The organism is Agrobacterium sp. MS2, from assembly GCF_003261015.1.
Taxonomy (GTDB): Bacteria; Pseudomonadota; Alphaproteobacteria; order Rhizobiales; family Rhizobiaceae; genus Agrobacterium; species Agrobacterium pusense.
This window is the reverse complement of record NZ_QLNF01000056.1, coordinates 25,380-49,428: the sequence shown is the minus strand read 5'-3', so window position 1 is coordinate 49,428 and position 24,049 is coordinate 25,380. Positions and strand designations below refer to the sequence as shown.

Here is a 24,049-nt window from a genome sequence, read left to right as displayed (position 1 = left end):
CATGCGCTTGGCCAACATCGCCCAACTCGGTATCAAGGAGCTGCGCGGTCTCGCCCGGGACCCAATGCTTGTCGTCCTTACCCTCTATGCCTTCACCCTGTCGATCTACACGGCTTCGACGTCGATGCCTGAGACGCTCAACAAGGCAGCCATTGCTATCGTGGACGAAGACCAGTCTCCCGTCTCCTCCCGTATCCTGACCGCGTTCTACCCGCCTTATTTCTCTATCCCCAAGGTCATTTCGCAGTATGAGATGGACAGTCGCATGGATGCGGGTCTTGACACTTTTGCCCTCGACATCCCGCCAAATTTCCAGCGCGATCTGCTCGCTGGCCGAGTGCCAACGATTCAACTCAATGTCGACGCCACCCGCATGTCGCAGGCCTTCAGCGGCGGCGGCTATATCCAGTCCATCGTCTCCAGCGAAGTCAGCGAATACCTCAATCGTTACCGACAGAGCGCGGAGCTTCCGGTCGACATCGCATTGCGCTCGCGGTTCAATCAGGAGCTCGACAAAGGCTGGTTTGGCGCGATCAACGACGTGATCTCTTCGATCACTATGTTATCGATCATCTTGACGGGCGCTGCACTCATCCGGGAACGCGAGCACGGAACGATCGAACACTTGCTGGTTATGCCTGTCACGCCAGCCGAAATCATGCTGAGCAAGATCTGGTCGATGGCGCTCATTGTTCTGATCGCGTCTACCGCTGCGATAATTGTCGTAGTGCAAGGTGTACTCAACATTCCGATCGAGGGCTCCATCCTCCTGTTTCTGGTCGCAACAATACTGCAGCTGTTCGCCACGACCTGCATGGGGATATTTCTCGCAACGGTCGCCGGCTCTATGCCGCAGTTCGGTCTTTTATTGATGCTGGTCTTGCTTCCATTGCAGATCTTGTCTGGCGGTGTTACCCCGCGGGAGAGCATGCCGCAAATCATCCAGGATATCATGCTGGTCGCGCCTGACACCCATTTCACCATTCTCGCCCAGGCGGTGCTGTTTCGTGGGGCAGGTATAGATGTCGTTTGGCCACAAGTTTTGGCGTTGATGTCGATCGGGGCGGCTCTTTTTGTTTTCGCCCTGCGCCGTTTCCGAAGCTTCCTGCGATAGCGACGGGGCATGCCGCGATGAGCCGAGTCTCTCGGGACGCACAGTTTATGTTTGGCACCGGAGAAAAATGATGAAAGAACTGATGAAAGCCGCGGTTGTTCATGAATTCGGAAAGCCGCTGATGATCGAAAGCGTTCCGGTGCCTGTACCCGGCCTAGGAAGTGTGGACAGTTATTTGAGCCATATGATTGTTGCTGCCAGAGCGATCATCGATCGATAGTTTCGGGCGGTTTTCTCGTAGCGGGTGGCGATGCGTCGAAACTGTTTGAGCTTTGAGAAGCAGCACTCGATCAGATGACGTTCAGCATAGAGGTGCTTGTCGAGCGGATATTTTTGGGCGCGAGACGGATTGTTCGGGATGACGGCCTGCGCACCCTTGTCGGCGATGGCCTTGCGCAACCGGTCGCTGTCGTAATCCGTATCGCCCATGACGACCTCGGCTGGCAGGTCTTCGATCAAGGCATCGGCTTGCGGTGCATCGCCCTTCTGACCTGCGGTCAGCACGAAGCGCACGGGGCATCCAAGGCCACGCACCGCCATATGGATTTTGGTGCTCAGGCCGCCGCGAGAACGGCCAAGGGCCTGATCTTCAGCCCCTTTTTTGCACCGGAGGCGTGCTGGTGAGCGCGAATGATGGTGCTGTCGACGATCAGATATTCGAAATCGGTATCATCCGACATGGCTTCGAAGAGACGCCACCAGACACCCTTCTGGCTCCAGCGGCTGAAACGGCGAAACACGCTGTTCCACTCGCCGAACACGTCTGGCAGATCGCGCCAGGGCGAGCCCGTCCGCACGATCCAAAGCACCGCCTCCACGAACATGCGATTGTCGCGACCAGACGAACCGCGCGTACGGTCATCGCCGATGATGTGTCGCGACATCCGCTCCCACTGCTCATCCCGAAGAACCAAACGGTCGACAACACCCATGACTGCCTCCAAAAGACAGTCTTGAATCATACATCCGTCTGATTGGGAATCCTAAGAGTCAACAGATCCTAGGCGAACTGCTGGTCAAGGTCATGGCTTGCGGTGTCTGCCATACCGACCTGCATGCTGCCTCGGGCGACTGGCCGGTCAAGCCATCGCCGCCTTTCATTCCCGGTCACGAGGTGGCGGGCACAGTTGCGGCCCTTGGTCCAGGCGTCATAGACTTTAAAATCGGCGATGCGGTCGGTATCGCATGGCTCCACGACGCCTGCATGCGGTGCGAACACTGCGAAACGGGTTGGGAGACGCTTTGCGAGCACCAGCACAATACCGGCTACAGCTGCGATGGAGGCTTTGCGGAATACGCGATCGCCAACGCCGCATTCGCGGCAAGACTGCCTCACGACGTTGATTTCAAAGCGGCCGCGCCCATTCTGTGCGCCGGGGTCACGACATACAAGGGCCTCAAGGAAACCGAAGTGCGCCCCGGTCAGTGGGTGGCGATCTCGGGCATCGGCGGGCTGGGACAGGTTGCGATCCAGTATGCGAAAGCCATGGGGTTGAAGGTCGTTGCGCTCGACGTGTCGCCTGAAAAGCTCGCTTTGGCCAGGCAAACCGGCGCCGACCTGGCTCTTGATGCGCGGTCATCCGACGCGGTCGCCGAGGCCCTTCAAACAACAGGCGGCGGAGCCCATGGCGTGCTCGTCACGGCCGTATCGCCGCCAGCGTTCTCACAGGCACTCCAGCTCGTTCGGCGAAAAGGTGCGGTCGCCTTGGTGGGATTGCCCCCCGGTGAATTCGCGACCCCCATCTTCGACGTCGTGTTGAAGCGGATAACAGTGCGTGGCTCAATCGTCGGCACGCGCCGGGATCTCGACGAGGCCATCGCCTTTTTTGACGAAGGCAAGGTCAAGGCACATGTCACCGCTGCGCCCCTCGAAGACATCAACCGGATATTCGATGACCTGAAGGCCGGCCGTATCGAAGGCAGGATGGTTCTTGACATGGCAGTGATGACGGCCTGACCGCACTTGGTACCGGGCCTAAAGGGGGTGAGTATGATTACGTCTGACATCATGACGCGCGATGTTGCCACGATCAGTGTGGATGCTCACGTGCGTCATGCCATTTCCCGGATGCTGGAGCGAGGTGTCAGCGGTCTGCCGGTGACGGATGGTGATGGCAACCTTGTCGGGATCATTACGGAAGGCGATCTGATGTCCCGCAGGGAGATCGGAACGGCCTTGCTCGACAGGCAGGACCATCCGATGACTGATGAGCAGGATCTCGCAAACTACATTCATTCCAACAGCTGGCGCGTCGGCGACGTCATGACAGCGAAGGTCAGGACCGTGGAACCCGGCACGCCGTTGACCAAGGTGGCGCAAGCGATGCTCACTCTCAACGTCAAACGGCTTCCCGTGATCTCTAATGGTGCGGTTGTGGGTATCGTCAGTCGCCGCGATCTCCTGAAGGCAACATCCTTTTCCGGAATCGAACAGATTGCACGGGGAGATAAAGGCATCAGGGTTGCAGCGTCGGCGCGCATCCGCAACGACCTCGGCTTCGGCCCTGAGCGACTTCAGGTCGATGTCAATGAGAGGACGGTGACGGTTGTGGGAGCGGACTTGACGGAACTTCAGCTGCGCGCTGTGCAATGCGTCGTGGAGGGAATTCCGGGTGCGAGTTTTTCCCAGTAAGCGGCCTGAGGTACCGAGGTCGTTGCTTACCGGCACCTGGAAACCGGCGCGCGGTAGTCCGCACCGACTAAGAAATATCTCAAGAAAACGAGGCGTGCCCGAACACACCCGCAGGGTCTGTTCTACTGGATTGGCCGGCGAAAGCTTTCAGTAAACGCACCAGGGGTCCCAGCAGAAAGGAAAGATCGCACCAAATCGATCTTGATGGTCATCAGTTGTTGACTCCCTGTGATCAATCAGCCTAATAATTAGCCAATTGTCTCTTCGCCAGCCGTCAAAGCGCGATGATGCCTCTCGTTGCATGACGATGCTTGCAGCGGAGCGCGCGAAATTCATTGCAGATTTCGGTATTTCCCTGGAGGGGTAAATGAGCATTGATGCAGACGCATCTAAGGAAGGCAGCTTCCGGTTTCCGACAGCCTTCACCATCCTGTTCGGCCTGATCGTTCTGGTCGCGGCGCTGACATGGATCATTCCAGCCGGTCAGTATGCGCGCGTCCAGAACGCTGCCTTGAACAAAGAGGTTCCCGTTGCGGGAACGTATTCTGCCACCGAGTCGGCGCCCCAAGGAATCGTTGAGGTCTTCATGGCGCCGATCCGCGGATTCTACGATCCCGCGGCCGGCACGGCAAACGCCATCGACGTCGCTCTCTTCGTCCTGGTGATCGGCGGGTTCATCGGGGTCGTGACCGCCACCGGCGCGATCAATGCGGGCATCGAGCGGGCCATGAGAGGTCTGAAGGGCCGTGAGAAATGGATGATCCCATTCCTAATGGCATTGTTCGCCTTCGGCGGCACCACCTACGGCATGGCCGAAGAAACGCTCGCCTTCTATATGCTTCTGATCCCGATCATGATCGCGGCGCGCTATGACGCAGTAACTGCCGTTGCCATCATCCTGCTGGGCGCGGGCGTCGGCGTTCTCGGCTCGACTGTCAATGCGTTCGCCACTGTCATCGCTTCGGATGCTGCCGGCGTGCCGTTCACCCAAGGGCTCGTGCTGCGTATCGTCATCCTTGGCCTCAGCTGGCTCGCCTGCGTTGCTTATGTGATGCGCTATGCGGAAAGGGTTCGGCTCGATCCCACCAGATCGCTGGTCTACGACATGAAGGCTGACAACGAGAGACATTTCCTCAGCACGCATCATGATGGAGCCGAGTTCACCACGACCCAAAAGCTGGTGCTTGCCCTCTTCGCTCTCACCTTTGTCGTGATGGTGTGGGGAGTGCTCAAGGGCGGCTGGTGGATGGGCGAAATGAGTGGCCTGTTCCTCGCGTCCGCCATTGTGGTCGGCTTCATAGCCCGAACGGGTGAGAAGAATTTTACGAATGCCTTCGTCAATGGTGCTAGCGACCTTCTCGGTGTCGCCCTGATCATCGGGCTGGCGCGCGGCATCGTTGTCATCATGGATGCAGGCAAGATCACCGACACCATCCTGCACTGGGCCGAAGGCTCCGTCGCTGGCCTCGGCAAGGTCGCCTTCATCAACGTGATGTACTGGCTTCAGGTGCTGATGTCATTCTTCGTGCCCTCTTCATCGGGTCTTGCGGTTCTGTCTATGCCGATCATGGCGCCGGTCGCGAACTTCGCCGGCGTCGGCCGCGATCACGTCGTTACAGCCTACCAGTCCGCCAACGGCCTGGTGAATCTCATCAACCCGACCTTCGCGGTCGTCATGGGAGCGCTCGCCATCGGCCGCGTGCCCTACGAGCGGTGGTTGCGCTTCATGTGGCCCCTGCTGGTGATCCTCACCATCATCATCATGGCGAGCCTCAGCGTCGCCACCGTCATTGCATAAAGGAGATTTCCAATGGCCCTCACCTATGGCGTTCACTCGGAGGTCGGAAAGCTTCGACGTGTTCTGGTCCACCGGCCTGGCGCAGCACTGGCTCGCCTGACCCCTTCCAATTGCCATGAACTGCTCTTTGACGACGTCATCTGGGTCAAGCAGGCCCGGGTTGAGCACCTGACCTTCGTCGACGCCATGCGTCATCGCGGTGTCGAAGTGGTGTTCCTTCGGGAGATGTTGGCGGAGACGCTGCAGATCCCAGAGGCGCGCCAATGGCTCCTTGAACGACGCGTCACGGACGACACCGTAGGCGTGGGTTTCGCCGACGATCTGAGGGCGCATATGATGGAGATCGAGGCTGACGCTCTTTCCCTGATACTGATTGGCGGCCTGAGCAAGGCGGAGTTGCCGATCAAGAGCGGCGGCTTGCTCTCGGAGACCTTGCGTCCGGAAGACTTCATCCTGCCGCCGCTGCCCAATCACCTGTTCACGCGCGACACGACCTGCTGGATTTATGGTGGCGTCACGCTCAATCCGATGCGCTGGAACGCGCGCAAGCTCGAAACCGTCAATATCGCTGCCATCTACCGCTTCCATCCGGATTTCCGTGATGCCGGCTTCCCGGTCTGGTGGGGGGATCCCGACAAGGACCATGGCCTCGCCACGCTGGAGGGCGGCGACGTCATGCCGGTCGGCAAGGGAACCGTTCTCGTCGGCATGGGCGAGCGCACCACACCGCAGGCGGTCGGTCAGCTTGCGCGCTCCCTGTTCGCGCAAGGCGGGGCGGACAGAGCGATCGCCTGCAAACTGCCGATCGAGCGGGCGTCCATGCACCTCGATACCGTCTTCAGCTTCTGCGACCGCGATCTCGTGACGCTCTTTGCGGACGTGGCGCACAAGATCGAACCCTATTCCATCCGCCCGGGCGAGAGCGAAGGCACGCTCGACGTGCGCAAGGAAGAGCGGCCGCTTGTCGAGGTCGCCGCCGAGGTGCTGGGGCTGAAGCAGTTGCGCGTGGTCGAGACGGGTGGCGACGCCTATGTGGCCGAGCGCGAGCAATGGGATGACGGCAACAACGTCGTGGCAATCGAACCCGGCGTCGTCGTCGCCTACGACCGCAACACCTATACCAACACCCAACTGCGCAAGGCGGGCGTCGAAGTGATCACCGTACCGGGCGCCGAACTCGGCCGGGGACGTGGCGGCGGTCATTGCATGACTTGCCCGCTCGTCCGCGATCCAGTTTGAAGGAGGTCTGTCATGCCCGTGAACCTGAAAGGTCGCAGCGTCCTGAAACTGCTCGACTTCACGCCCGATGAGATCCGGTTCCTGCTCAAGCTGTCAGCCTCGCTCAAGCAGGCGAAATATGGCGGCTACGAAGAGCAGCGCCTCAAAGGCAAGAACATCGCGCTGATCTTCGAGAAGGATTCGACGCGTACGCGAACCGGCTTCGAGGTGGCCGCTTATGACCAGGGCGCCCATGTCACCTATCTCGGCTCGACCGGCACTCAGATCGGCAAGAAGGAGTCGATGAAGGACACTGCACGGGTCCTCGGTCGCATGTATGACGGCATCGAGTATCGCGGCTTCGGGCAGGAACAGGCCGAAACGCTGGCGGCCTATGCCGGCGTCCCGGTCTATAACGGACTGACCGACGAGTTTCACCCAACGCAGATTCTCGCTGATTTCCTGACCATGCGGGAATACACACGCAAACACCTGTCGCAGGTCAGTTTTGCCTTCCTTGGTGATGCCGGAAACAACATGGGCAACTCGTTGCTGGCGGGTGCGGCGCAGATCGGCATGGATGTGCGCCTCGGCGCGCCGAAGGCCTGCTGGCCCGAGGACGATCTGGTGCGGCAGTGCCGGGAGATCGCAGCCAGGACCGGCGCCAAGATCACCCTCACCGAAGACCTTGCCGAAGCCGTCAACGGCTGCGATTTCGTCTATACCGATGTCTGGGTGTCCATGGGCGAACCGGATTCGGTCTGGAAAGAGCGCATCGAACTGCTCACGCCCTACCGCGTTACCGCAGAGATCATGGCGGCGACAGGCAATCCGCATGCAAAATTCATGCACTGCCTTCCCGCCTTCCACAATCGCGAGACCGAGATCGGCGAAAAGATCTTCCGGCAATACGGCATCGACAGCATGGAGGTGACGGACGAGGTGTTTGAATCGCAAGCCTCCATCGTCTTCGACCAGGCCGAAAACCGCATGCACACGATCAAGGCTCTGCTGGTCGCCACGTTGGGGTCTTGACATGAGGGTGGTGGTGGCACTGGGAGGCAATGCGCTGCTCAGGCGCGGCGAGCCGATGACGGCCGACGTGCAACGCGCAAATGTGCGCAAGGCGGCGATCGCACTGGCGGATCTGGCGCGCGATCACGATATCATCGTCGCACACGGAAACGGGCCGCAGGTTGGGCTTCTTGCTCTACAGGCGGCGGCGTACACAGATGTCGATCCCTATCCGCTCGATATTCTCGGCGCGGAAAGCGTCGGTATGATCGGCTATCTCGTCGAACAGGAGTTGACCAACGCTATGCCTCCCGGATCGAGGATCGCGACGCTGCTGACCCAGATCGAGGTGAACCGGGACGACCCAGCCTTGGTGCGCCCGGAAAAGCCGATAGGGCCCGTCTATAGCCAGCAGGAGGCGGCCAAGGCGAAGGAGGCGCATGGCTGGCCGATGGTGGAGGAAGCGCAAGGCCGGTGGCGGCGGGTCGTCCCCTCCCCGCTACCCGCGCGCATCACCCAGATCGAGACGATCCGGCTGCTCGTGGAGGTAGGCGTCACCGTCATCTGCGCCGGCGGCGGTGGCATCCCCGTGGCGCGTGACGCGAACGGCATGCTTCATGGCTTTGAGGCAGTTATAGACAAGGATAGAGCGGCGGGGTTGCTCGCCAATGCGCTCGGTGCTGACGCTTTCCTGATGCTCACCGACGTGGATGCGGTCTACCAAAACTGGGGCACAGCGGAGTCGCGACCGATCAGGAAAGCAGAGCCCGCCGAATTGGACAGCGGTATTTTCGCTGCCGGATCCATGAGGCCGAAAGTGGAGGCGGCCTGCGCCTTTGCAAACACGGGCGGACTTGCTGGTATTGGCCGGCTTGAAGATGCGCGTGGGATTCTTGAGGGGCGCGAGGGCACGTTGGTCACGCTGTAGACGGAAGGTTTTCAAAGAAGCGCCCAACCAGCTTTCAGGGGTGGTTTTGGCAGGTCCTCCGTCGCTCATCAAAGCTGTTTTAACTCAGGTGCTGACGCATTAGGTCGCGAGGAGGAGTAGAGCTGTCGAACCCTGCAAAAACGGTAATCGGATTGGACCAGGCGGTTGCGCTGGTGGTGCCGCGGGAAATGCGGGACGCTTTGTTCATTGCCGCCGCTCATGCCTGGAACACCGGCGAAGTCACATTCGATCATGAGCTCGCCAAGGCTGTCGATGCCGTGGCGGACGTCCTTGCCCTCTCACGCGACGACGTTGTCGAAATGATGATACAGGAATGGCTGCACGCCTCGGAGGGTTTCGTTTCGATCGAGGACAGGCCGAGCAAGACTTTCCGACCTTCGCTCAGTCGTGCTGGCGGGCAGGCTCCCATTCCTGCACAGCAGCCGATTGATGGTGAAGAGCGAGTTGTTCGCGGACTGTAGCTGAGGAAGATCATGAAGCACCGCCATCCGAAGCATATCATGTTGGCAACGGATTTCTCGGCCCGATGTGATCGGGCACTGGTCCGCGCCATTCAGTTAGCTCGTCAGTGGCAGGCCGGCTGACTGTGATCCATGTCATCGAAAGCGACGACGGGCCTCTGGAACAGCCGGAAACGCAGTCCCTTCCCCGCGCCGTTGCGCACAGCTCTACCCTCCTGAGTGAGGAGCTTTCGGCCATTGACGGGCTCAACAGTGCGGTCGTCATCAGACGAGGTCGTCCCATTGTCGAAATCAACGAAATAGCTTCATGGGATAAGACCGATCTGATTGTCACGGGTATATCGCGAAACGAATTCGACGGTCGGTCCTTGCTAGGGAGCACGCCGACGTCACTTCTACGGGAGAGCAGACTGCCTGTGCTAGTGGTGAAAAAGAAGCCAGGCGACACACGCGAGCGAATTGTCGCCGCAATCGACCTGTCGCCTGCGGCGTCGGGTGTGCTCGAAACCGCTGTCAGGTTCTTTCAACCCGAAAGCCTCGTTGTTTTCCATGCGTTCGAGCCACCGTTCAAAAACTGGGTTGGCGACAAGGAAGCCTACAGCCGGCAGTTCTCGAAAGATGCCGTCAAGCAGGCCAGAATACTATCCAACCAATTTACCCAACGAGGTGGAGTTTGTGACATTCAAATCGTCACGTTCGAGGGCGATCCTGCGCGGCAGCTGGCCGTATACGTCGATGAGAACGACATTGATCTGGTCGTGGCCGGGACAGATGGGAGGCATGCCATTATGAACTTGTTTGTCGAGAGTGTCGCAGGGCAAATTCTTCATGAAGTTCAGTGCGATATCCTGATAGTTCCAAATCACGCGCAAAACTGGAAACCACAAGCCATACCTTAGGCGGTAACGGCATTCGGGCCAGACGGATGGTACCGGCGGCTGATCCACTTGCGGATTTCGCTGAACCAAAGCACGCTGCTGCTCATCGCCACACAGAACAGCCACTGATCCAGCGACAATGGCAGCGTTCCGAAGGCGGTGTTGAGGAAGCTCAGATTGACGACGGCTATCTGAAGGACAACAGAGAATGCTACCGCCGCGCAAAGCCACTTGTTCGTGAACAGATGGCTGAACGCGCTCTTGAATTCCGATCGGGCGTTGAAGCAGTTGAACAACTGAGCGAACACCAGCACCGTGAACCCCGCTGTGCGCGCCCGCTCCAGGTTCTGCGAGCCTTCTATCAGTCCGCTGGGCAGATAGAAGTCGATCGTTAGCAGCGTCGCCAGCGCCATCACCAGGCCGGTTCCGGCGACGCTTCGCCACATCCGGGCATCGATCGCATGCTCGTCGGGTCTGCGGGGCGGACGCGCCATGACACCATCGTCCTGCGGGTCGATCCCCATTGCAAGAGCAGGACCGGAATCGGTTATCAGATTGATCCAGAGGATCTGGGTCGCCAGCAAAGGCAGCACTAGTCCCCCGCCCCCGACGTCGGTCAATCCAATCACGCCGGCTCCGACGACGCCGAGAAAGAAGGTCAGCACCTCTCCGATGTTGGACGATAGCAGGTAGCGCAGGAATTTCCGGATATTGTCGAAGATCCCGCGCCCTTCACGCACAGCCTCGACGATGGTGGCGAAATTGTCGTCGGCCAGGATCATCCTCGCCGCCTCCTTCGTCACCTCGGTTCCGGTGATCCCCATGGCGACGCCGATATCGGCGGCCTTCAGCGCGGGCGCGTCGTTGACGCCGTCCCCCGTCATCGCCACCACATTGCCGTCGGCCTGAAGGGTATCGACGATACGCAGCTTGTGCACGGGCGCCACGCGGGCATAGACGGAAGTCGTGCGGACCGCAGCAGCGAAGGCGGCCTCGTCCATGGCGTCGAGCTCGGCACCGGTCAGTGCCCGCGCGCCATGATCGACGATTCCCAGCAGCGCGGCTATGCGCGATGCGGTGCGGGGATGGTCGCCGGTGATCATGATGACGCGGATCCCGGCGCGCCGGGCCTGCGATATGGCGACCGCCGCCTCCTTCCGGGGCGGATCGATGATCCCGACGGTCCCCACGAAGATCAGATCATGCTCCAGACCCTCGCCGTGCTCGATGCCTTCGGTGTCGGCCATCGGACGATAAGCGACTGCGAGAGTTCGCAGGGCCTCGTCGGACAACCGGTCGACGTCAGCGGTGGCGCGCGCACGCTGCACGGCGTCGAAGGGGACCACGTCCATGCCGACCCGCACATGCGTGCAACGGGTCATCAGAACATCCGGCGCGCCTTTCGCGATCAGGACGCGCGCGCCGCCGTGTTCATGGTCGCGCTCGGCGACAAGGAACGCGGCTTCGGTCGGGTCGCCCTGGATCTCCCAAACTCCCGCCTGCCCTTGATTCAGAGCGGCATTGCCTGCCAGGCTGCCACCGCTCAGGACGACGATCTGCTCGGCGCGCATGGCGGCGCTAGGAGCCTTACCATCGTCAACCTCCAGATCGCCGAAAGGCGCATAGCCCACACCGCTGACACGGGTGCCCCCGATGCTGTCATAATGCGCTCGATCGTCATCTCCGACCGCGTCAGCGTTCCGGTTTTGTCGGAGCAGATGATCGAAGCCGAACCGAGTGTCTCAACGGACGAGAGCGCCTTGACCACCGCCTTGCGGGTCGCCATACGTTGGACGCCAAGCGCAAGCACCAGCGACAGGATGGCGGGAAGTCCTTCGGGGACCGCTGCTACGGCCAGCGAGACCCCCATCAGCAGCACGGAAATGACGTCCGATGGGCCATCGATGTCGGAGACGAGCAGCACAGTCGCAACGACAATGAGAGCGATCGCGATCACCGCAGTGCCAAGCGCGCGGCCAACTCTCGCGACCTCCTTTTGCAAGGGGCTGATATCTTCCTTACTGGCGTCGAGCATTTGAGCAATCGCGCCGATTTCGGTTTGCATCCCCGTCGCTGTGACGATGGCGCGTGCGGTTCCCTGGGCGACTGCCGTGCCTTTGAACACCATGCAGAACCGCTCGGCCAGCGGCGCAGGCTCACGCAGCATGGCCGCCTCCTTGAGGACAGCCTCGCTTTCGCCGGTAAGCGAGGCTTCCTGAATTCGAAGGCGTGCGGCGCTGATTAACCGACCATCGGCGCCGACGGCGTCTCCTTCCTCGAGCAGCATGATGTCGCCTGGCACGAGATCCGCGCTGGGAATGCGGATTCGCTCGCCGTCGCGCAAAATGGAGGTGTTCGCGGCTATCATCCGTACCAGCGCGGCGACGGCATTAGCCGCCTTGGCTTCCTGCACAAAGCCGAGGATGGCATTGGCCAGAACCACCATGGCGATGACGACCGCATCGATCGGCCAGCCGTGGCGGCCTTCTATGACCCAGGCCGCCAACGCTATGATAATCGCTCCGAGCAGCAGATAGACCAGTGGATCCTGAAATTGCGCGAGCACGCGTCGCCAGACCGGGATCGCCTTGGCTGCCCGCAATCGGTTGTGGCCATATTCCGCAAGCCGCCGCGCGGCTTCCGCTTTCGTCAGACCGCGCTCGGCATGGCTGGCAAGAACGTCTACGACATGCGCAGCAGCATTTTGCGAATAGTCGGTCGGCGCCGGGATTACGGCTCCAACTGGATTTGCATCGCCCTTCATCCGGCATTCCTTTCCAGCGATCTGTGAGCATCCCACGAATGGCCGAGGATAAGCCCGGCGGCGATTGGGAGAGCAGCCAAAGGCGCGTGAAAAGTCAGGCGGAATACCGCTCCGCAAGTTTTTCGAAGTCCACTTGCCCGAACATTCCCCGGCGTCCTGAGGGATTCAGGGATGAGGCCACGTCCAATCTCGAATCTCGGGCATGTCCTCGCCATGCTCGCGGACAAAGGCCTTGTGGAGGACGAGCTTTTCGTGCAGTGCCGCGGTGATCTCCGCGCCCTTGTCCTTCAGGACCGGCAGGCGCTCGACGGCCTCGATGGCGAGATGGAAACGGTCCAGTTCGTTGAGAACGGCCATGTCGAAGGGCGTCGTCGTCGTGCCCTCCTCGATGAAGCCGCGTACGTGGAAATTCGGATGGTTGGCGCGTTTGTAGACCAGCCGATGGATGAGGTAGGGATAGCCGTGATAGGCGAAGACGACGGGCCGGTCGCGCGTGAAGATGCGGTCGAACGCCTCGTCCGACAGTCCGTGCGGGTGATGCTGCGGCGATTGCAGGGCCATCAGGTCCACCACATTGACGACGCGGATGCGCAGATGCGGCAGGGACTGCCGCAAAAGGTCGACGGCGGCCAGCGTCTCCATGGTCGGCACGTCGCCGGCGCAGGCCATCACGATATCCGGCTCCAGTCCGTCCTCGGTGCCGGCCCAGTCCCAGATACCGAGGCCCGCCTCGCAGTGCTTCTCGGCCTCCGCCATGCTCAGCCATTGCGGCGCCAGCTGCTTGCCGGCGACGATGACGTTCACGCGGTCCCAGGTCTTCAGGCAGTGGTCGCCGACCCACAGCAGCGTGTTGGCGTCCGGGGGCAGGTAGACGCGCACGATGTCCGCGCTCTTGTTGGCGACGAGGTCGACGAAGCCGGGGTCCTGATGGGAAAAGCCGTTATGGTCCTGCCGCCAGACATGGGAGGTGAGCAAATAATTCAACGAGGAGATCGGCTTGCGCCATTCCAGCTCCCGCGAGGTCTTCAGCCATTTGGCGTGCTGGTTGAACATGGAATCGACGATGTGGATGAAGGCTTCGTAGCAGGAGAAGAAGCCGTGCCGACCGGTGAGCAGATAGCCTTCGAGCCAGCCCTGGCAGAGATGCTCGGACAGCACCTCCATCACCCGCCCGTCGGGTGACAGATGATCGTCGCTTTCGAGCGTTTGCGCCATCCAGACCCGGTCCGTCGCCTCGAACACGCTACCCAAGCGGTTGGACGCCGTCTCGTCAGGCCCGAACACGCGGAAATTCCGTTCGGCCTCGTTCAGCCGCAGCACGTCGCGCAGATAGTCGCCGAGAACCTTCGTCGCCTGCGCCTCCGTCGCGCCGGGGCGCTCCACCGCGACGGCATAGCTGCGGAAATCGGGTGTGTGCAATTCCTTGCGCAGGAGGCCGCCATTGGCGTGCGGGTTGGCGCCCATGCGGCGCGTGCCTGTCGGCGCCAGCGCCTTCAGCTCGGGCTTCAGCGCACCGTCGGCATCAAAAAGGTCGCCGGGATCGTAGCTGCGCAGCCACTCTTCGAGGATCGCGCGGTGGCCGTCATCCTCGCGGCAGTTCGCGACCGGCACCTGGTGGGAGCGCCAGTGGTTCTCGACCATCTTGCCGTCCACCACCTTCGGACCGGTCCAGCCCTTCGGGCTCCGGAGCACGATCATGGGCCAGCGCGGCCGCTCAGTGGACGACGCGGCCTTCTCGCGGATCGCCGCCAGCCGGTCGAAGACCGTGTTGAGGGTCGCCGCCATCTGCCGGTGCATGTCGGCCGGCTCGCTGCCCTCGACGAAGAACGGCTCGTAGCCGTAGCCGACGAAGAGATGCCGCAGTTCCTCGTCGGACAGGCGGGCCAGCACGGTGGGGTTGGCGATCTTGTAGCCGTTGAGATGCAGGATCGGCAGAACCGCGCCGTCGCGGGCGGGGTTGATGAACTTGTTCGAATGCCACGCGGCCGCGAGCGGCCCCGTCTCCGCCTCGCCGTCGCCGACCACGCAAGCCACGACCAAGCCCGGATTGTCGAAGGCGGCGCCGAAAGCGTGCACCAGCGCGTAGCCCAGCTCGCCGCCCTCATGGATCGAGCCCGGCGTCTCGGGCGCGACATGGCTGGGGACGCCGCCCGGAAATGAGAACTGCTTGAACAGCCGCTTCATCCCGGCTTCGTCCTCGCCGATCTCGGGATAGGTCTCTGAATAGACGCCTTCCAGCCAGGTGTTGGCGACCATGCCGGGGCCGCCATGGCCGGGTCCGCAGATATAAAGGATATCGGCATCGCGATCGGTAATGATCCTGTTCAAGTGCGCATAGATGAAGTTCAGGCCCGGCGTCGTGCCCCAATGGCCAAGCAGGCGCGGTTTGACGTGCTCCGGCTTCAGGGGTTCGCGGAGCAATGGATTGTCCATCAGATAGATCTGGCCAACGGATAAATAGTTTGCCGCACGCCAGTAGCGATCGACCAGCAACAAATTCCCGGCATCGAATGCCATAAGTTTCTCCTCGCCTTAATCATAGGTTAGGGGTCACGAAAGGACACGCCCCCAAGAAAAACCGAGGGGCAATTTGTGCAAACGCGACGACCAATGCGGCGGCGGCTGCCCCGATTCTGCAAGCTACATTTCCCAGTCATGACTGTCAACGATTGATGACAACCGGCAAGTTAACGAGGCGCGCGTGAAACGATGAAGGTAGTCTACTCGCGTTCGTTCGCGAACAGCCACTCCTCCTGCGCGGAGCTTCCAGGACACCAACGACGCTAGCGTGTCCGAATGCGAGAGACGCGAGTCTCCCGGAACCGCACCGATGGAGTCAGCGCGGTCGCCGTAAGAGATCCAACCAGATCTGAGCCCAGGCACGGGACCTTAATCTTCTCCTATGGACCCAAGAACTATCGCGGTGAACTGCCTCTGAGCGCCTTGCCATATGCTTTTGGCTCTTTGCTTTTGACAAAAATTCCTTGACACGCTCCGGCCGATGGAGTTGTCATCGACTGATGACAGAATCGTCAACGGTTGATGACTAGTTTTAGGTACTAGTCAAATCCCGACACTACGTAGTTTTTTGTCTTTTGGAGTGTTGGTTTCCACGCGGAACTGAGCCGGTTAGGCAGATAAGGGGGTGCGGACGAAAACTTGGACCACCAAGGAGGTAGTTCATGTATTCCTACGCAGACAGACTTCGAGCGGTTGAGCTCTATATCCGGCTGGGCAAGCGACTTAACGCGACCATTCGCCAGCTGGGGTATCCCACCAAGAATGCGTTGAAGGGCTGGTATCGTGAGTACGTACAGCATCTCGACCTGCGTACTCAGCCGGTAGCGCGAGCGCCAAAGTTTTCCGAGGCCCAAAAGCAGGCTGCTCTTGAGCATTACCGCACTCACGATCGTTGCATCTCTTCGACGATGAGGGCGCTTGGCTACCCTGGTCGCGGAACTCTAACCGCATGGGTCAGAGAGGCTTTTCCGGAAGCGCGTTCATCCATGGTTGGTCGATCTTGGCGCCGTGGCTATTGTGATGAGATCCGGCAAGCGGGGGTCATCGGATTATGCAATGGATATGAAAGCGCTCAACAGGTGGCTGACCGACTGGGCGTCTCAAGGCCGACATTGTACAGCTGGAAAGATCAGCTACTCGGTCACGAGGCCCCCTCATCCATGAAACGCCGCAAATCCAACCCCAAGGTGCCTGAACGTGAAGAGCTCGAGCGCCAACTTGAAGCCCTCCAGCGTGATGTCCGCCAGTTACAACTCGAGCATGATCTCCTGAAGAAGGCAAACGAACTCCTAAAAAAAGACCTGGGCGTCGATCTGCAGATCCTGAGTAATCGGGAGAAGACCCAGCTGATTGACGCCCTTAAGGAAGTTTATCGCTTGCCAGAGCTGCTTGCCCAGCTTCGAATTGCCCGCAGCTCCTACTTCTACCATCGCGCTCGCATGTGCCTGGCAGACAAGTATGCCGCCGTCCGCCACAGCCTAGCGGAGATCTTTGAAGCGAACCGGCGTTGCTAAGGTTATCGACGTCTGCAGGCGTCGCTGGCCAGACAAAGCGTGATAATCTCGGAAAAGGTTGTCCAGCGATTGATGAAGCAGGAGCAGTTGGTCGTTGCCAAGCCGCGTCGACGGCGGTTTGGATCCTATCTGGGAGAGATCAGTCCAGCGCCCGAGAACCTGATCAATCGCGACTTTCATGCAAAAGCGCCGAACGTGAAGTGGCTGACAGATATTACTGAGTTCCAGATCCCAGCTGGCAAAGTTTACCTTTCGCCCATCATCGACTGCTTTGACGGCATGGTCATCAGCTGGTCCATCGGAACCCAACCAGATGCGGGTCTCGTCAACACAATGCTGGATGCAGCCATCGGAACCGTCGCCAACGGCGAGGAACGGCCAATCATCCATTCTGATCGCGGAGCCCACTATCGATGGCCCGGTTGGTTAACCCGTATCAGCGAAGCAAAACTGGTTCGTTCCATGTCCCGCAAGGGTTGCTCGCAAGACAACGCCGCGTGCGAAGGGTTCTTCGGTCGGTTGAAAACCGAGCTCTTCTATCCACGAGATTGGAAGGTCATCACGATCGAGCAGTTCGTGGCAGAGGTGGACGCCTACATCCGATGGTACAATGAAACGCGCATCAAAATATCACTGGGATCACTCAGCCCGGTCGAATATCGTAAGAGCCTCGGCCTGAGTATTTAAAACAGTCCAAGTTTTTATCCGCACCCCCACCGGCTCAGTTCCGCGTGGAAACCAACATCAACCGCCACGTTTTCCCGGCGAAAAATCCGGCACTGCGCGCCGAACGCGGTCAGCGCAGGTTCGTTTGTCATCTATCACCTCTGACCGACCTGGAACGGGACGCAGGACATCGCCATGCAACTGCGCCCTCAGTTCCAGCCAACGCGCCTTGAGAACCTGCCAGTTGTGATCGTCGTATGTGCCACTGACGACAACAGGGTGAACCCGAATGCGGGGCGGGAGACCATCACCATGATCCCTCCATTTCCGCCATTCGCGAAGCCAAATACTGTTCTTGCGATCCACACGCCCAATCTGCTGCTCGACAATGCCGGGATTCCACTCCGCGTGCAGTAGAATCACTGTGCGACAGGCCTCATGCAGATTCAGGCCCTCACGCCCGACGCGGGATTGCGCGAGGAGCACCATCGGCCAACTGGACGACCGGTTGAATGCAGATTGCAGCATACGCCGCGTTTGCGGTGCGGTTGCGCCTGACATCATCCTGGCGAAGTTGCCCTCGCGCCCGGAATAGTCGTTCAGCCAGGCATCCAGCCGGGCTTTCTGCGTATCGTTGTTCTCTGCTTCATCATCCCCGGCAAGCTCCAGGAGCAGTTTTTCGAACAGCCCGAGCATTTCTTGCCCTGTCCAGGAAGCGCCCGCAACTTCCCGCCTGCCACCAAGTGCCTCGAGCAAAGCCCCGAATTGAAGGTCTTGTTTGCCGTCCTCATGGCGCAGAATCTCTGACAGAAATGCAGCAGTTCCTCCCTCCAGCGCAAGGTCTTCCAACTCCCGATGAAGCCGTGCGAGTTCAGCCCGGCGCTCGCTCGCCCACTCCTGATAGCGGGTTTTCAACATCACATCGATTTCGTCGACCCCACCCGCCACCGCAAGATCAGGATCCCTCATCGCCGCAATGACGGCTGCTATATTGCTTTCCCCGATCCCACTGGCAGGCCAGTGCTGACCGTCTCGCAAACGACGCAGCATCTCACGCGCGTCCAGCAGTCTGGTCAGCACATTCATCGGCGTCAGGAACCTGCCGAAGACGAGCACTTTCTCGCCGGCCCGTGTATAGGCCTCGATTTGTCTCACAGCCGCCAGGATCGCAGGGTGGCTATAGATGTCGTTGCTCTCAGCGGTGAAAGCTTCCGTCCAAAACCCCGCCGGACCAACGAGGTTTGCATCTGTCATGCCAGAAGGGCTGTCTTCCTCATCCTCTCCCAAGCCGAACCCATACCCCTGGGCAACGGCGAGCCTGACCCGTTTCACACGCGGATCATCCTGAGGGAGTAACGACAGCGCCTCAGCCGCACAAAAGCGGCGCAACCAGTCACGGGTAAAACCCTCTGCCTCCGGTGAAACCGGGATATCGGCGACCTCACGATAATCACCATGACTGTCTTTGAAGACGCAGAATTCGGGGTCACTGCGTTTGTCCCGGCGCAGGACGTATGGTCGCAATGCTGCGCAGAACTGCCGGGCGGAGGTCTCGAATTCCCCGGTCAGCGTCTCGTCCAGTTCTTCGGTTTGAATCCGACGAACAACATCCACATAGCCGGTGATCCATTCCGTCAGCGCTGCGAGCGCAGTAATATCCTGATCGTCATCGCGACCATTGAGCCGCTCCAGCGTGTCGATCCACTGGCTGGAGTCCAGCTCGACCGGGGTTGCGGTCATGCCCAGACGAAAAGGATCATCCGCTTCCCAGCTTACCGGGCCGAGAATGCGCGAAAGGCTTGAATCTGCGCCGCGCGCCTTGTGGGCTTCGTCAACGACTATGAGATCAAACTGACCTAGGCCATAGCCGATCAGCGGCAGGATCCTGTTCTTGTAATCGTCCGCCGAAAGCCATTTCTGATCGCCGTTAATGGCATCGCGCGGCAGTTCGTGGTCCAGAATCGTTTGGGCAATGTGCCGCGCCGCACGGCGACTGGCATATACATAGCCCACCTCACCCGAATGGAAATTTTCGCGCATGAAGTTGCGCCGTCGGCCGTCAATCAGGCGGGCGACGTTGGGTAAGAGTTCCCGGCGCCAGCCTCCAGCGGGGCCCTCTCCACGATTGGGAAACTGCATGTTCGCGAAGGAATGAGAGATCATTATGATCTCTTCGGCGGCCCAGCCGTTCTCCGGCAACTCACGCTGCTTGCGGCGATCCGAAAGCCACTCCTTATGGCTGTGTAACCGTCTTGCGCTCCCCTCCGCATCGGTATCGTGCAAGAAACCGGAGATGAAACCATCATAGCTGCGCAGCGGCAGCAATGTCTTGTCGTCGGCGTTGAACCGTTTCAGTTCCTGTTGCCATTGTGCCCCAAGGCCCGCGGGCAGAACAATGGCGCTGCGCCCGCCCGCCTCCCGCACCGCTGCGATCAGCGCCGCCGCAATGCGGGTCTTGCCCATACCCACCTCATCAGCCAGCAGGGCCGAGCGTTGGCCCGCCCGGATACGGCACGCTAGTTCTGTGACACTCGCCTTCTGGCCATGATCTAGCTGGGTATCATCAGACGTCCCTGCGATACGATCCAGAATGCTCGCGACCTCGTTCCAGTCCACCATCACGCGGCCTCCCGTTCCCAGAGCGATGGGTAAGCGCTGAGCTCCCACGCGACGGACACTGCCAAAAGCGCATCTCTCAATAGGTCTGGCGAAACCCCTTCCGGGCGCATACGCGGATCTGCCAGAGCAGGCAGAGGATTTGCCTTGGCGTTCCGGAAGAACTCGAGCATCGTTCTTTCGCGAGACGCGATAGCGCAAAGGTTCTGTTGCAACTCCCGACACCACCTTTGCCAATCCCGCGGGTCCAACCTTGCCTGTGTCTCACAAAGACGCACCAGAAGTTCCATCATCCTGCGAATGGGATAGGCAGCTGGCGGAGCTTCGTTGGTATCTGAGGCGTCGGTGAGCGGCTCTTCGCCTTCCTCACCCTCATCTTCGCTGTCAGCATCACCTGGCTCGGGAAATGAGCCAAGGCTGGCAAGGATATCTTCGACCGACATATCGGAGGGGCGAGCGACAACAAGTGCTTCGGAAGAAATGACAGGCAGCCGCCAGCCGCCCTCCGCGAGTGTCACAATCGCTGGAGCCGGTGCAGGCCATGGACAAGGTGTCTGGGCCTGAGCCGCATCGACACCAATCACCATCACCGATTTGTCTTCGGGGGCCGAGAGCACCCCGTCTTGCCATATAAGCCACGCAACTGGCGGCTGGGTTTCTGGCTCATCGGGGTGCACAAAGCCTTCCCCTTGCTGCAGGGCCTCGGGCGTCACCACATCAGTGAACTGGATCGGCAAAACAGCGGCGATACCGTTCCGCGTGTCTCTGCGTCGCGGCCATTTCAGTCCTCCCGGCAGATCGACGATCACACCTGCCTCAAGGTTTCCCCCGGCGCTTGCGGCACGCTCAAACCCGTTCATGCTCAGATTGCCGGATCCAAGATAAGCCCGTCCCGAGGCCTCGGTCTCGCCCGACGCCAGCACCACAAATTTTGCATGCAGGCACCCATCAGTTCCATGCAAGACAGAGCGCGGAGGGCGCAAGTTCCAGCCTGCGTCAATCAAGGCACCGGCCCGGGCAGCAAGCCCCTGACAGGAGGACGGGTTGAGAAACAGGTCGAGAGCCGCTGTTTTCGTCAGGGATTTCTCCTGCACCAATGCGCGGCGCAGTCGCTCTGGCAGGCCAGCAGCACCATCGCCGTCGCTCTCGAAATAGCCAGACCCGAGGATGAGACGGTCGGCCTTCTTTTTGGTACCCAGGCGCTCGACCACCTGAGGAAACAGCGCCTGATTGCGGCTGTCGATGAAGCGGGGACGCGCGGATGACGTGGGCAAGGCTGTGATCGCGGCCTCCAGCAGGGCGTCTGGCCGGTGCCCGTCAAAACTGCGTTCGATCAGGGCGCAATCTGCCCGCTCGCGCAGCCATCCAAACATCTCATGCGCAGCGCGGATATCGGCAATGTCCTGTGCGTCAGGCACAGCAGAGTCCAGATCGATCGACCAGAACAGGTCGATGCTGCGAGTAAGCGGATCCTGTGTCCAGTTCCCCGTGCTGACAGCGAGGCGAATGACATAGCCATCTCCGCCGCGCTTGCGAAAACCCAGAAGCGCCACCTTGGCATGGAGAAGGTTGTAGCCGCGTCCCACGAGGCGCATCCACATCCAGGCAAGTCCCGGAACGTCCGAGATCGCATTCACGGTTGGATGGATGAAGGCGGCCAGCACCGGACGCGCCATCTCGCCTGTGAATGTTCGGCGGATCTGCCCCAGGACCTGCCGCGTCGCGGTGAAGCCGCACATAAGGCCAAAGTCGCCATAACAATCTTCGGGCGGCATGAAGAGGGAGTAGAGCGTCGTGTTCTGCATCAGACGGCCTCCGATCCCGCGTCACGGCTGCCCGGGTTCACCTTTCCGGACAGCTCCGTCACCAGACAATGAAGATTGTGCAGCCGGAAAAGCTGCGTCGCGAAGGCCTCGTCCTGAGGGGGCCGATTCTCGTCCTGGGTCTCCGAGCTGCCCCGCAACTCGCCCGCAGCCGGCCCGAGAACAATGTGGCCTTCGCACTGACAAATTACGGTAGAATCGCGCTCGGCCAGCCTCTGGATCAGCTGCTGATCGGACAGATTTCGGATTTCCGCGATAAATCTGCGGCTGGTCTCCTCATTGCCCTGATCGACAAGCGCGCCTTTTGCTGAGGCCAGACCGCGCAATTGTTTCAGCGGCTCGGTGGCGACTTCGGCTGCGTCCGCTTCTGACAGGCGCACAGGCTGATTATCGTCGCGAAGCTTCAGCAGGTGCTGTTCCAACTGGTCCAACACCGACAACGCAGCATCGCGCAGATCCATAAAAGCCGCTCCTGCGCGCAAATCCGACCAATGATCCGGCGCCAGCCCCGCCAATGCGGTTTCCTGGTCCAAATGCGCGGAGCTGGGGCCAGTGCCGAGGCGCGCCAGGGCCCGGCGCCGGGTCGAGCCGGGATCATTTCCGTCGAGCAATCGGGAAAGGATCAGTTTACGCACCGCTTCCGGGACAGCCCCAACTGGGGAAAGCACTGTCAGGGCCTCCTTCAGGCCATGTGGCTGTCTGCCATGCGCCCAAGCACCAAGCAAACGGCGCGGTTCTTTCATCGCATTCAGCTCCAACAGCTCTCTGCCAGCGCTATGTATGCGGAACGCGCCGTAGCGGCTGCCCTGCACGAACCCGAGTGCGACCAGAGGCTGCACCATCGCCATGCGGATCGGCTGAACCACATAAGTTCCGCGACGCCTGAGATTGTGGAAACTGCTATCCTTCAAGCCCTGCATCTTCCTCGCCCCTCGCACGCGGCGATCCTGCGGACCCGCGATGACTTCAAGCATGACGCGCGCTTCGACCGCGTTGCCGACAGGCAGTGCCGGCACACCAAGTTCCTCGGCGATAGAGATCGCCAGAACCGACCAAAGGATGGGCATGGGAAACCACATGCCGCCGATTCCGGGGACCGCCCGATCATTGAAATGACGAACCGCCGCCGCAAGCCCGAGGTTCTGCTGGCGCCGTTGCGAAACCACGGTATCGGGCGCAAGTATTCCCCAGGGCATCAGTTAACTCTGGCCTGTGCGAAAGCTCCCGCTGACGCGCCCTCATCTGCCAGTTCCAGCCAACCGTGATCGACCCAGAACACCGCCACGCCCTGCAGCGGATGCTGCGGGTATAGTCCGGCCAACAGTCCGGCATAGCTAGAAAGCTGTGGCCAATAGGGGCCAAACCCGTCACCGCCGGATTTATGGTCGATCAGCATCGCGCCTGCCGGGCCGATGGCAAGAAGGTCGAGGGCACCGGGGATCTCTGCACCTTCGGGCGTGTGGCCAAGCACCGGAATCTCGGCGCGCAGATCCGTATAGCCCTGATCGGCAAGCCAGGCTTTCAGCGCCGTGGCACGCTCGGCCACTAGCGCAAGAGTGGCGTCGTCAAGCCCGGTCGCGAGAGCCAAAGCCGGCGCCAGATCGGGCCGGGTCAGGTATGTGCGCAGCGCCAGATGCAGTGCTGTGCCGCGGCAGGCATCGTTCAGTGCCTTTGGCCAGGGTGCTCCGATGTTGATACGGCGGGACACGGGCGGCACCCCCGCACTACGGGTTTGCGAGGGCTGCAGCCGCCAGGGCGTCAGCGGTGTCACGGGCAACGGCGCAGCGGCACCGAATCGCAGCGCTGAGGCTGCCGCACCACCTGCATATTCGGTAAATCCCGCCTCTTCAGGCAGTTGCGTGATCAGCGCCGGGCAATCCACGCCATTGATGCGCAGACTGCCCGCCCCGATCTGCGGCGCGCAAGTATCGGACAGGATATGAAACAGGTTCGTAGCCTCGGGCGCGTCTTCTTCGCGGTCCTTCAGAAAACCCGGCCATTCCAGCACCAGCCGGTCACGGGCACGGGTCAGGGCGACATAGAGAAGGTTTTTCGCATTGGTTTCAAAATCGGCGCGACGGT

Annotated in this window: 15 protein-coding genes and 3 pseudogenes; 10 read left to right on the top strand and 8 right to left on the bottom strand. The window is 60.5% G+C overall.

The window, feature by feature from the left end:
• Window position 1 precedes the first annotated feature (1 nt).
• A complete protein-coding gene (locus DOU54_RS15575) occupies window positions 2-1,114 on the top strand; it encodes an ABC transporter permease (protein WP_113731577.1) in 1,113 nt (370 codons plus the stop codon).
• A gap of 171 nt (window positions 1,115-1,285) precedes the next feature.
• On the opposite strand, the pseudogene DOU54_RS15570 reads toward DOU54_RS15575, so the two are convergent.
• Window positions 1,286-1,998 (bottom strand): annotated as a pseudogene (locus DOU54_RS15570) (IS5 family transposase).
• 80 nt (window positions 1,999-2,078) lie between these two features.
• Here DOU54_RS15570 and adhP point away from each other — a divergent pair.
• The 8 genes from adhP to DOU54_RS15530 all read left to right on the top strand — a co-directional run bounded on the left by adhP (window position 2,079) and on the right by DOU54_RS15530 (window position 10,085).
• Window positions 2,079-3,071: an alcohol dehydrogenase AdhP gene (gene adhP / locus DOU54_RS15565; protein ID WP_502695968.1), complete on the top strand. Its 993-nt coding sequence runs from the start codon at window positions 2,079-2,081 to the stop codon at window positions 3,069-3,071.
• Window positions 3,072-3,104: 33 nt separating this feature from the next.
• Window positions 3,105-3,746: a CBS domain-containing protein gene (locus DOU54_RS15560; protein WP_113731575.1), complete on the top strand. Its 642-nt coding sequence runs from the start codon at window positions 3,105-3,107 to the stop codon at window positions 3,744-3,746.
• Between the two features lie 367 nt (window positions 3,747-4,113).
• Window positions 4,114-5,544 carry a YfcC family protein gene (locus tag DOU54_RS15555; protein ID WP_113731574.1) on the top strand — a complete coding sequence of 477 codons (1,431 nt, stop codon included), beginning with the start codon at window positions 4,114-4,116 and terminating at the stop codon, window positions 5,542-5,544.
• A gap of 12 nt (window positions 5,545-5,556) precedes the next feature.
• On the top strand, window positions 5,557-6,783 hold the full coding sequence (arcA, locus tag DOU54_RS15550; RefSeq protein WP_113731573.1) for an arginine deiminase: 1,227 nt from the start codon (window positions 5,557-5,559) through the stop codon (window positions 6,781-6,783).
• A gap of 12 nt (window positions 6,784-6,795) precedes the next feature.
• Window positions 6,796-7,797, top strand: a complete 1,002-nt coding sequence (argF, locus tag DOU54_RS15545; protein ID WP_113731572.1) for an ornithine carbamoyltransferase — start codon at window positions 6,796-6,798, stop codon at window positions 7,795-7,797.
• 1 nt (window position 7,798) lies between these two features.
• Window positions 7,799-8,704 carry a carbamate kinase gene (arcC, locus tag DOU54_RS15540; RefSeq protein WP_113731571.1) on the top strand — a complete coding sequence of 302 codons (906 nt, stop codon included), beginning with the start codon at window positions 7,799-7,801 and terminating at the stop codon, window positions 8,702-8,704.
• 152 nt (window positions 8,705-8,856) lie between these two features.
• Entirely contained in the window at window positions 8,857-9,186 is a 330-nt protein-coding gene (locus DOU54_RS15535; RefSeq protein WP_113731570.1) for a hypothetical protein, read from the top strand.
• 125 nt (window positions 9,187-9,311) lie between these two features.
• Window positions 9,312-10,085 carry a universal stress protein gene (locus DOU54_RS15530; protein ID WP_193603369.1) on the top strand — a complete coding sequence of 258 codons (774 nt, stop codon included), beginning with the start codon at window positions 9,312-9,314 and terminating at the stop codon, window positions 10,083-10,085.
• Here DOU54_RS15530 and DOU54_RS28180 read toward each other — a convergent pair.
• From DOU54_RS28180 to DOU54_RS15520, 3 genes are all read right to left on the bottom strand, one after another.
• Window positions 10,082-11,635 carry a cation-translocating P-type ATPase gene (locus DOU54_RS28180; RefSeq protein ID WP_286079925.1) on the bottom strand — a complete coding sequence of 518 codons (1,554 nt, stop codon included), beginning with the start codon at window positions 11,633-11,635 and terminating at the stop codon, window positions 10,082-10,084. The two genes, DOU54_RS15530 and DOU54_RS28180, sit on opposite strands and share 4 nt — an antisense overlap.
• Window positions 11,608-12,828 carry an HAD-IC family P-type ATPase gene (locus DOU54_RS28175; RefSeq protein ID WP_286079924.1) on the bottom strand — a complete coding sequence of 407 codons (1,221 nt, stop codon included), beginning with the start codon at window positions 12,826-12,828 and terminating at the stop codon, window positions 11,608-11,610. The genes DOU54_RS28180 and DOU54_RS28175 overlap by 28 nt, the downstream gene beginning before the upstream one ends.
• A 165-nt stretch (window positions 12,829-12,993) precedes the next feature.
• Entirely contained in the window at window positions 12,994-15,345 is a 2,352-nt protein-coding gene (locus tag DOU54_RS15520; protein ID WP_113731568.1) for a phosphoketolase family protein, read from the bottom strand.
• A gap of 665 nt (window positions 15,346-16,010) precedes the next feature.
• Between DOU54_RS15520 and DOU54_RS15515 the strand changes: the two are divergent.
• Window positions 16,011-17,549: pseudogene (locus tag DOU54_RS15515) on the top strand (IS3 family transposase).
• A gap of 57 nt (window positions 17,550-17,606) precedes the next feature.
• On the opposite strand, the gene DOU54_RS15510 reads toward DOU54_RS15515, so the two are convergent.
• The 4 genes and pseudogenes from DOU54_RS15510 to DOU54_RS28170 all read right to left on the bottom strand — a co-directional run.
• On the bottom strand, window positions 17,607-20,147 hold the full coding sequence (locus DOU54_RS15510) for a DEAD/DEAH box helicase family protein (RefSeq protein ID WP_113731567.1): 2,541 nt from the start codon (window positions 20,145-20,147) through the stop codon (window positions 17,607-17,609).
• Entirely contained in the window at window positions 20,147-21,949 is a 1,803-nt protein-coding gene (locus tag DOU54_RS15505) for a phospholipase D-like domain-containing protein (RefSeq protein WP_113731566.1), read from the bottom strand. The genes DOU54_RS15510 and DOU54_RS15505 overlap by 1 nt, the downstream gene beginning before the upstream one ends.
• Window positions 21,949-23,163 carry a hypothetical protein gene (locus DOU54_RS15500; RefSeq protein WP_113731565.1) on the bottom strand — a complete coding sequence of 405 codons (1,215 nt, stop codon included), beginning with the start codon at window positions 23,161-23,163 and terminating at the stop codon, window positions 21,949-21,951. The genes DOU54_RS15505 and DOU54_RS15500 overlap by 1 nt, the downstream gene beginning before the upstream one ends.
• Window positions 23,163-24,049 (bottom strand): annotated as a pseudogene (locus DOU54_RS28170) (UvrD-helicase domain-containing protein); the annotation flags it as partial. The gene DOU54_RS15500 and the pseudogene DOU54_RS28170, both read right to left, overlap by 1 nt.

Excerpts from the sequence above, each read along its gene's own strand:
- DOU54_RS15575 (WP_113731577.1), top strand. The coding sequence starts at position 2 with ATGCGCTTGGCCAACATCGCCCAACTCGGTATCAAGGAGCTGCGCGGT.
- DOU54_RS15560 (WP_113731575.1), top strand. The coding sequence starts at position 3,105 with ATGATTACGTCTGACATCATGACGCGCGATGTTGCCACGATCAGTGTG.
- DOU54_RS15555 (WP_113731574.1), top strand. The coding sequence starts at position 4,114 with ATGAGCATTGATGCAGACGCATCTAAGGAAGGCAGCTTCCGGTTTCCG.
- arcA (WP_113731573.1), top strand. The coding sequence starts at position 5,557 with ATGGCCCTCACCTATGGCGTTCACTCGGAGGTCGGAAAGCTTCGACGT.
- argF (WP_113731572.1), top strand. The coding sequence starts at position 6,796 with ATGCCCGTGAACCTGAAAGGTCGCAGCGTCCTGAAACTGCTCGACTTC.
- arcC (WP_113731571.1), top strand. The coding sequence starts at position 7,799 with ATGAGGGTGGTGGTGGCACTGGGAGGCAATGCGCTGCTCAGGCGCGGC.
- DOU54_RS28180 (WP_286079925.1), bottom strand. The coding sequence starts at position 11,635 with ATGCGCGCCGAGCAGATCGTCGTCCTGAGCGGTGGCAGCCTGGCAGGC.
- DOU54_RS28175 (WP_286079924.1), bottom strand. The coding sequence starts at position 12,828 with ATGAAGGGCGATGCAAATCCAGTTGGAGCCGTAATCCCGGCGCCGACC.
- DOU54_RS15520 (WP_113731568.1), bottom strand. The coding sequence starts at position 15,345 with ATGGCATTCGATGCCGGGAATTTGTTGCTGGTCGATCGCTACTGGCGT.
- DOU54_RS15510 (WP_113731567.1), bottom strand. The coding sequence starts at position 20,147 with ATGGTGGACTGGAACGAGGTCGCGAGCATTCTGGATCGTATCGCAGGG.
- DOU54_RS15505 (WP_113731566.1), bottom strand. The coding sequence starts at position 21,949 with ATGCAGAACACGACGCTCTACTCCCTCTTCATGCCGCCCGAAGATTGT.
- DOU54_RS15500 (WP_113731565.1), bottom strand. The coding sequence starts at position 23,163 with ATGCCCTGGGGAATACTTGCGCCCGATACCGTGGTTTCGCAACGGCGC.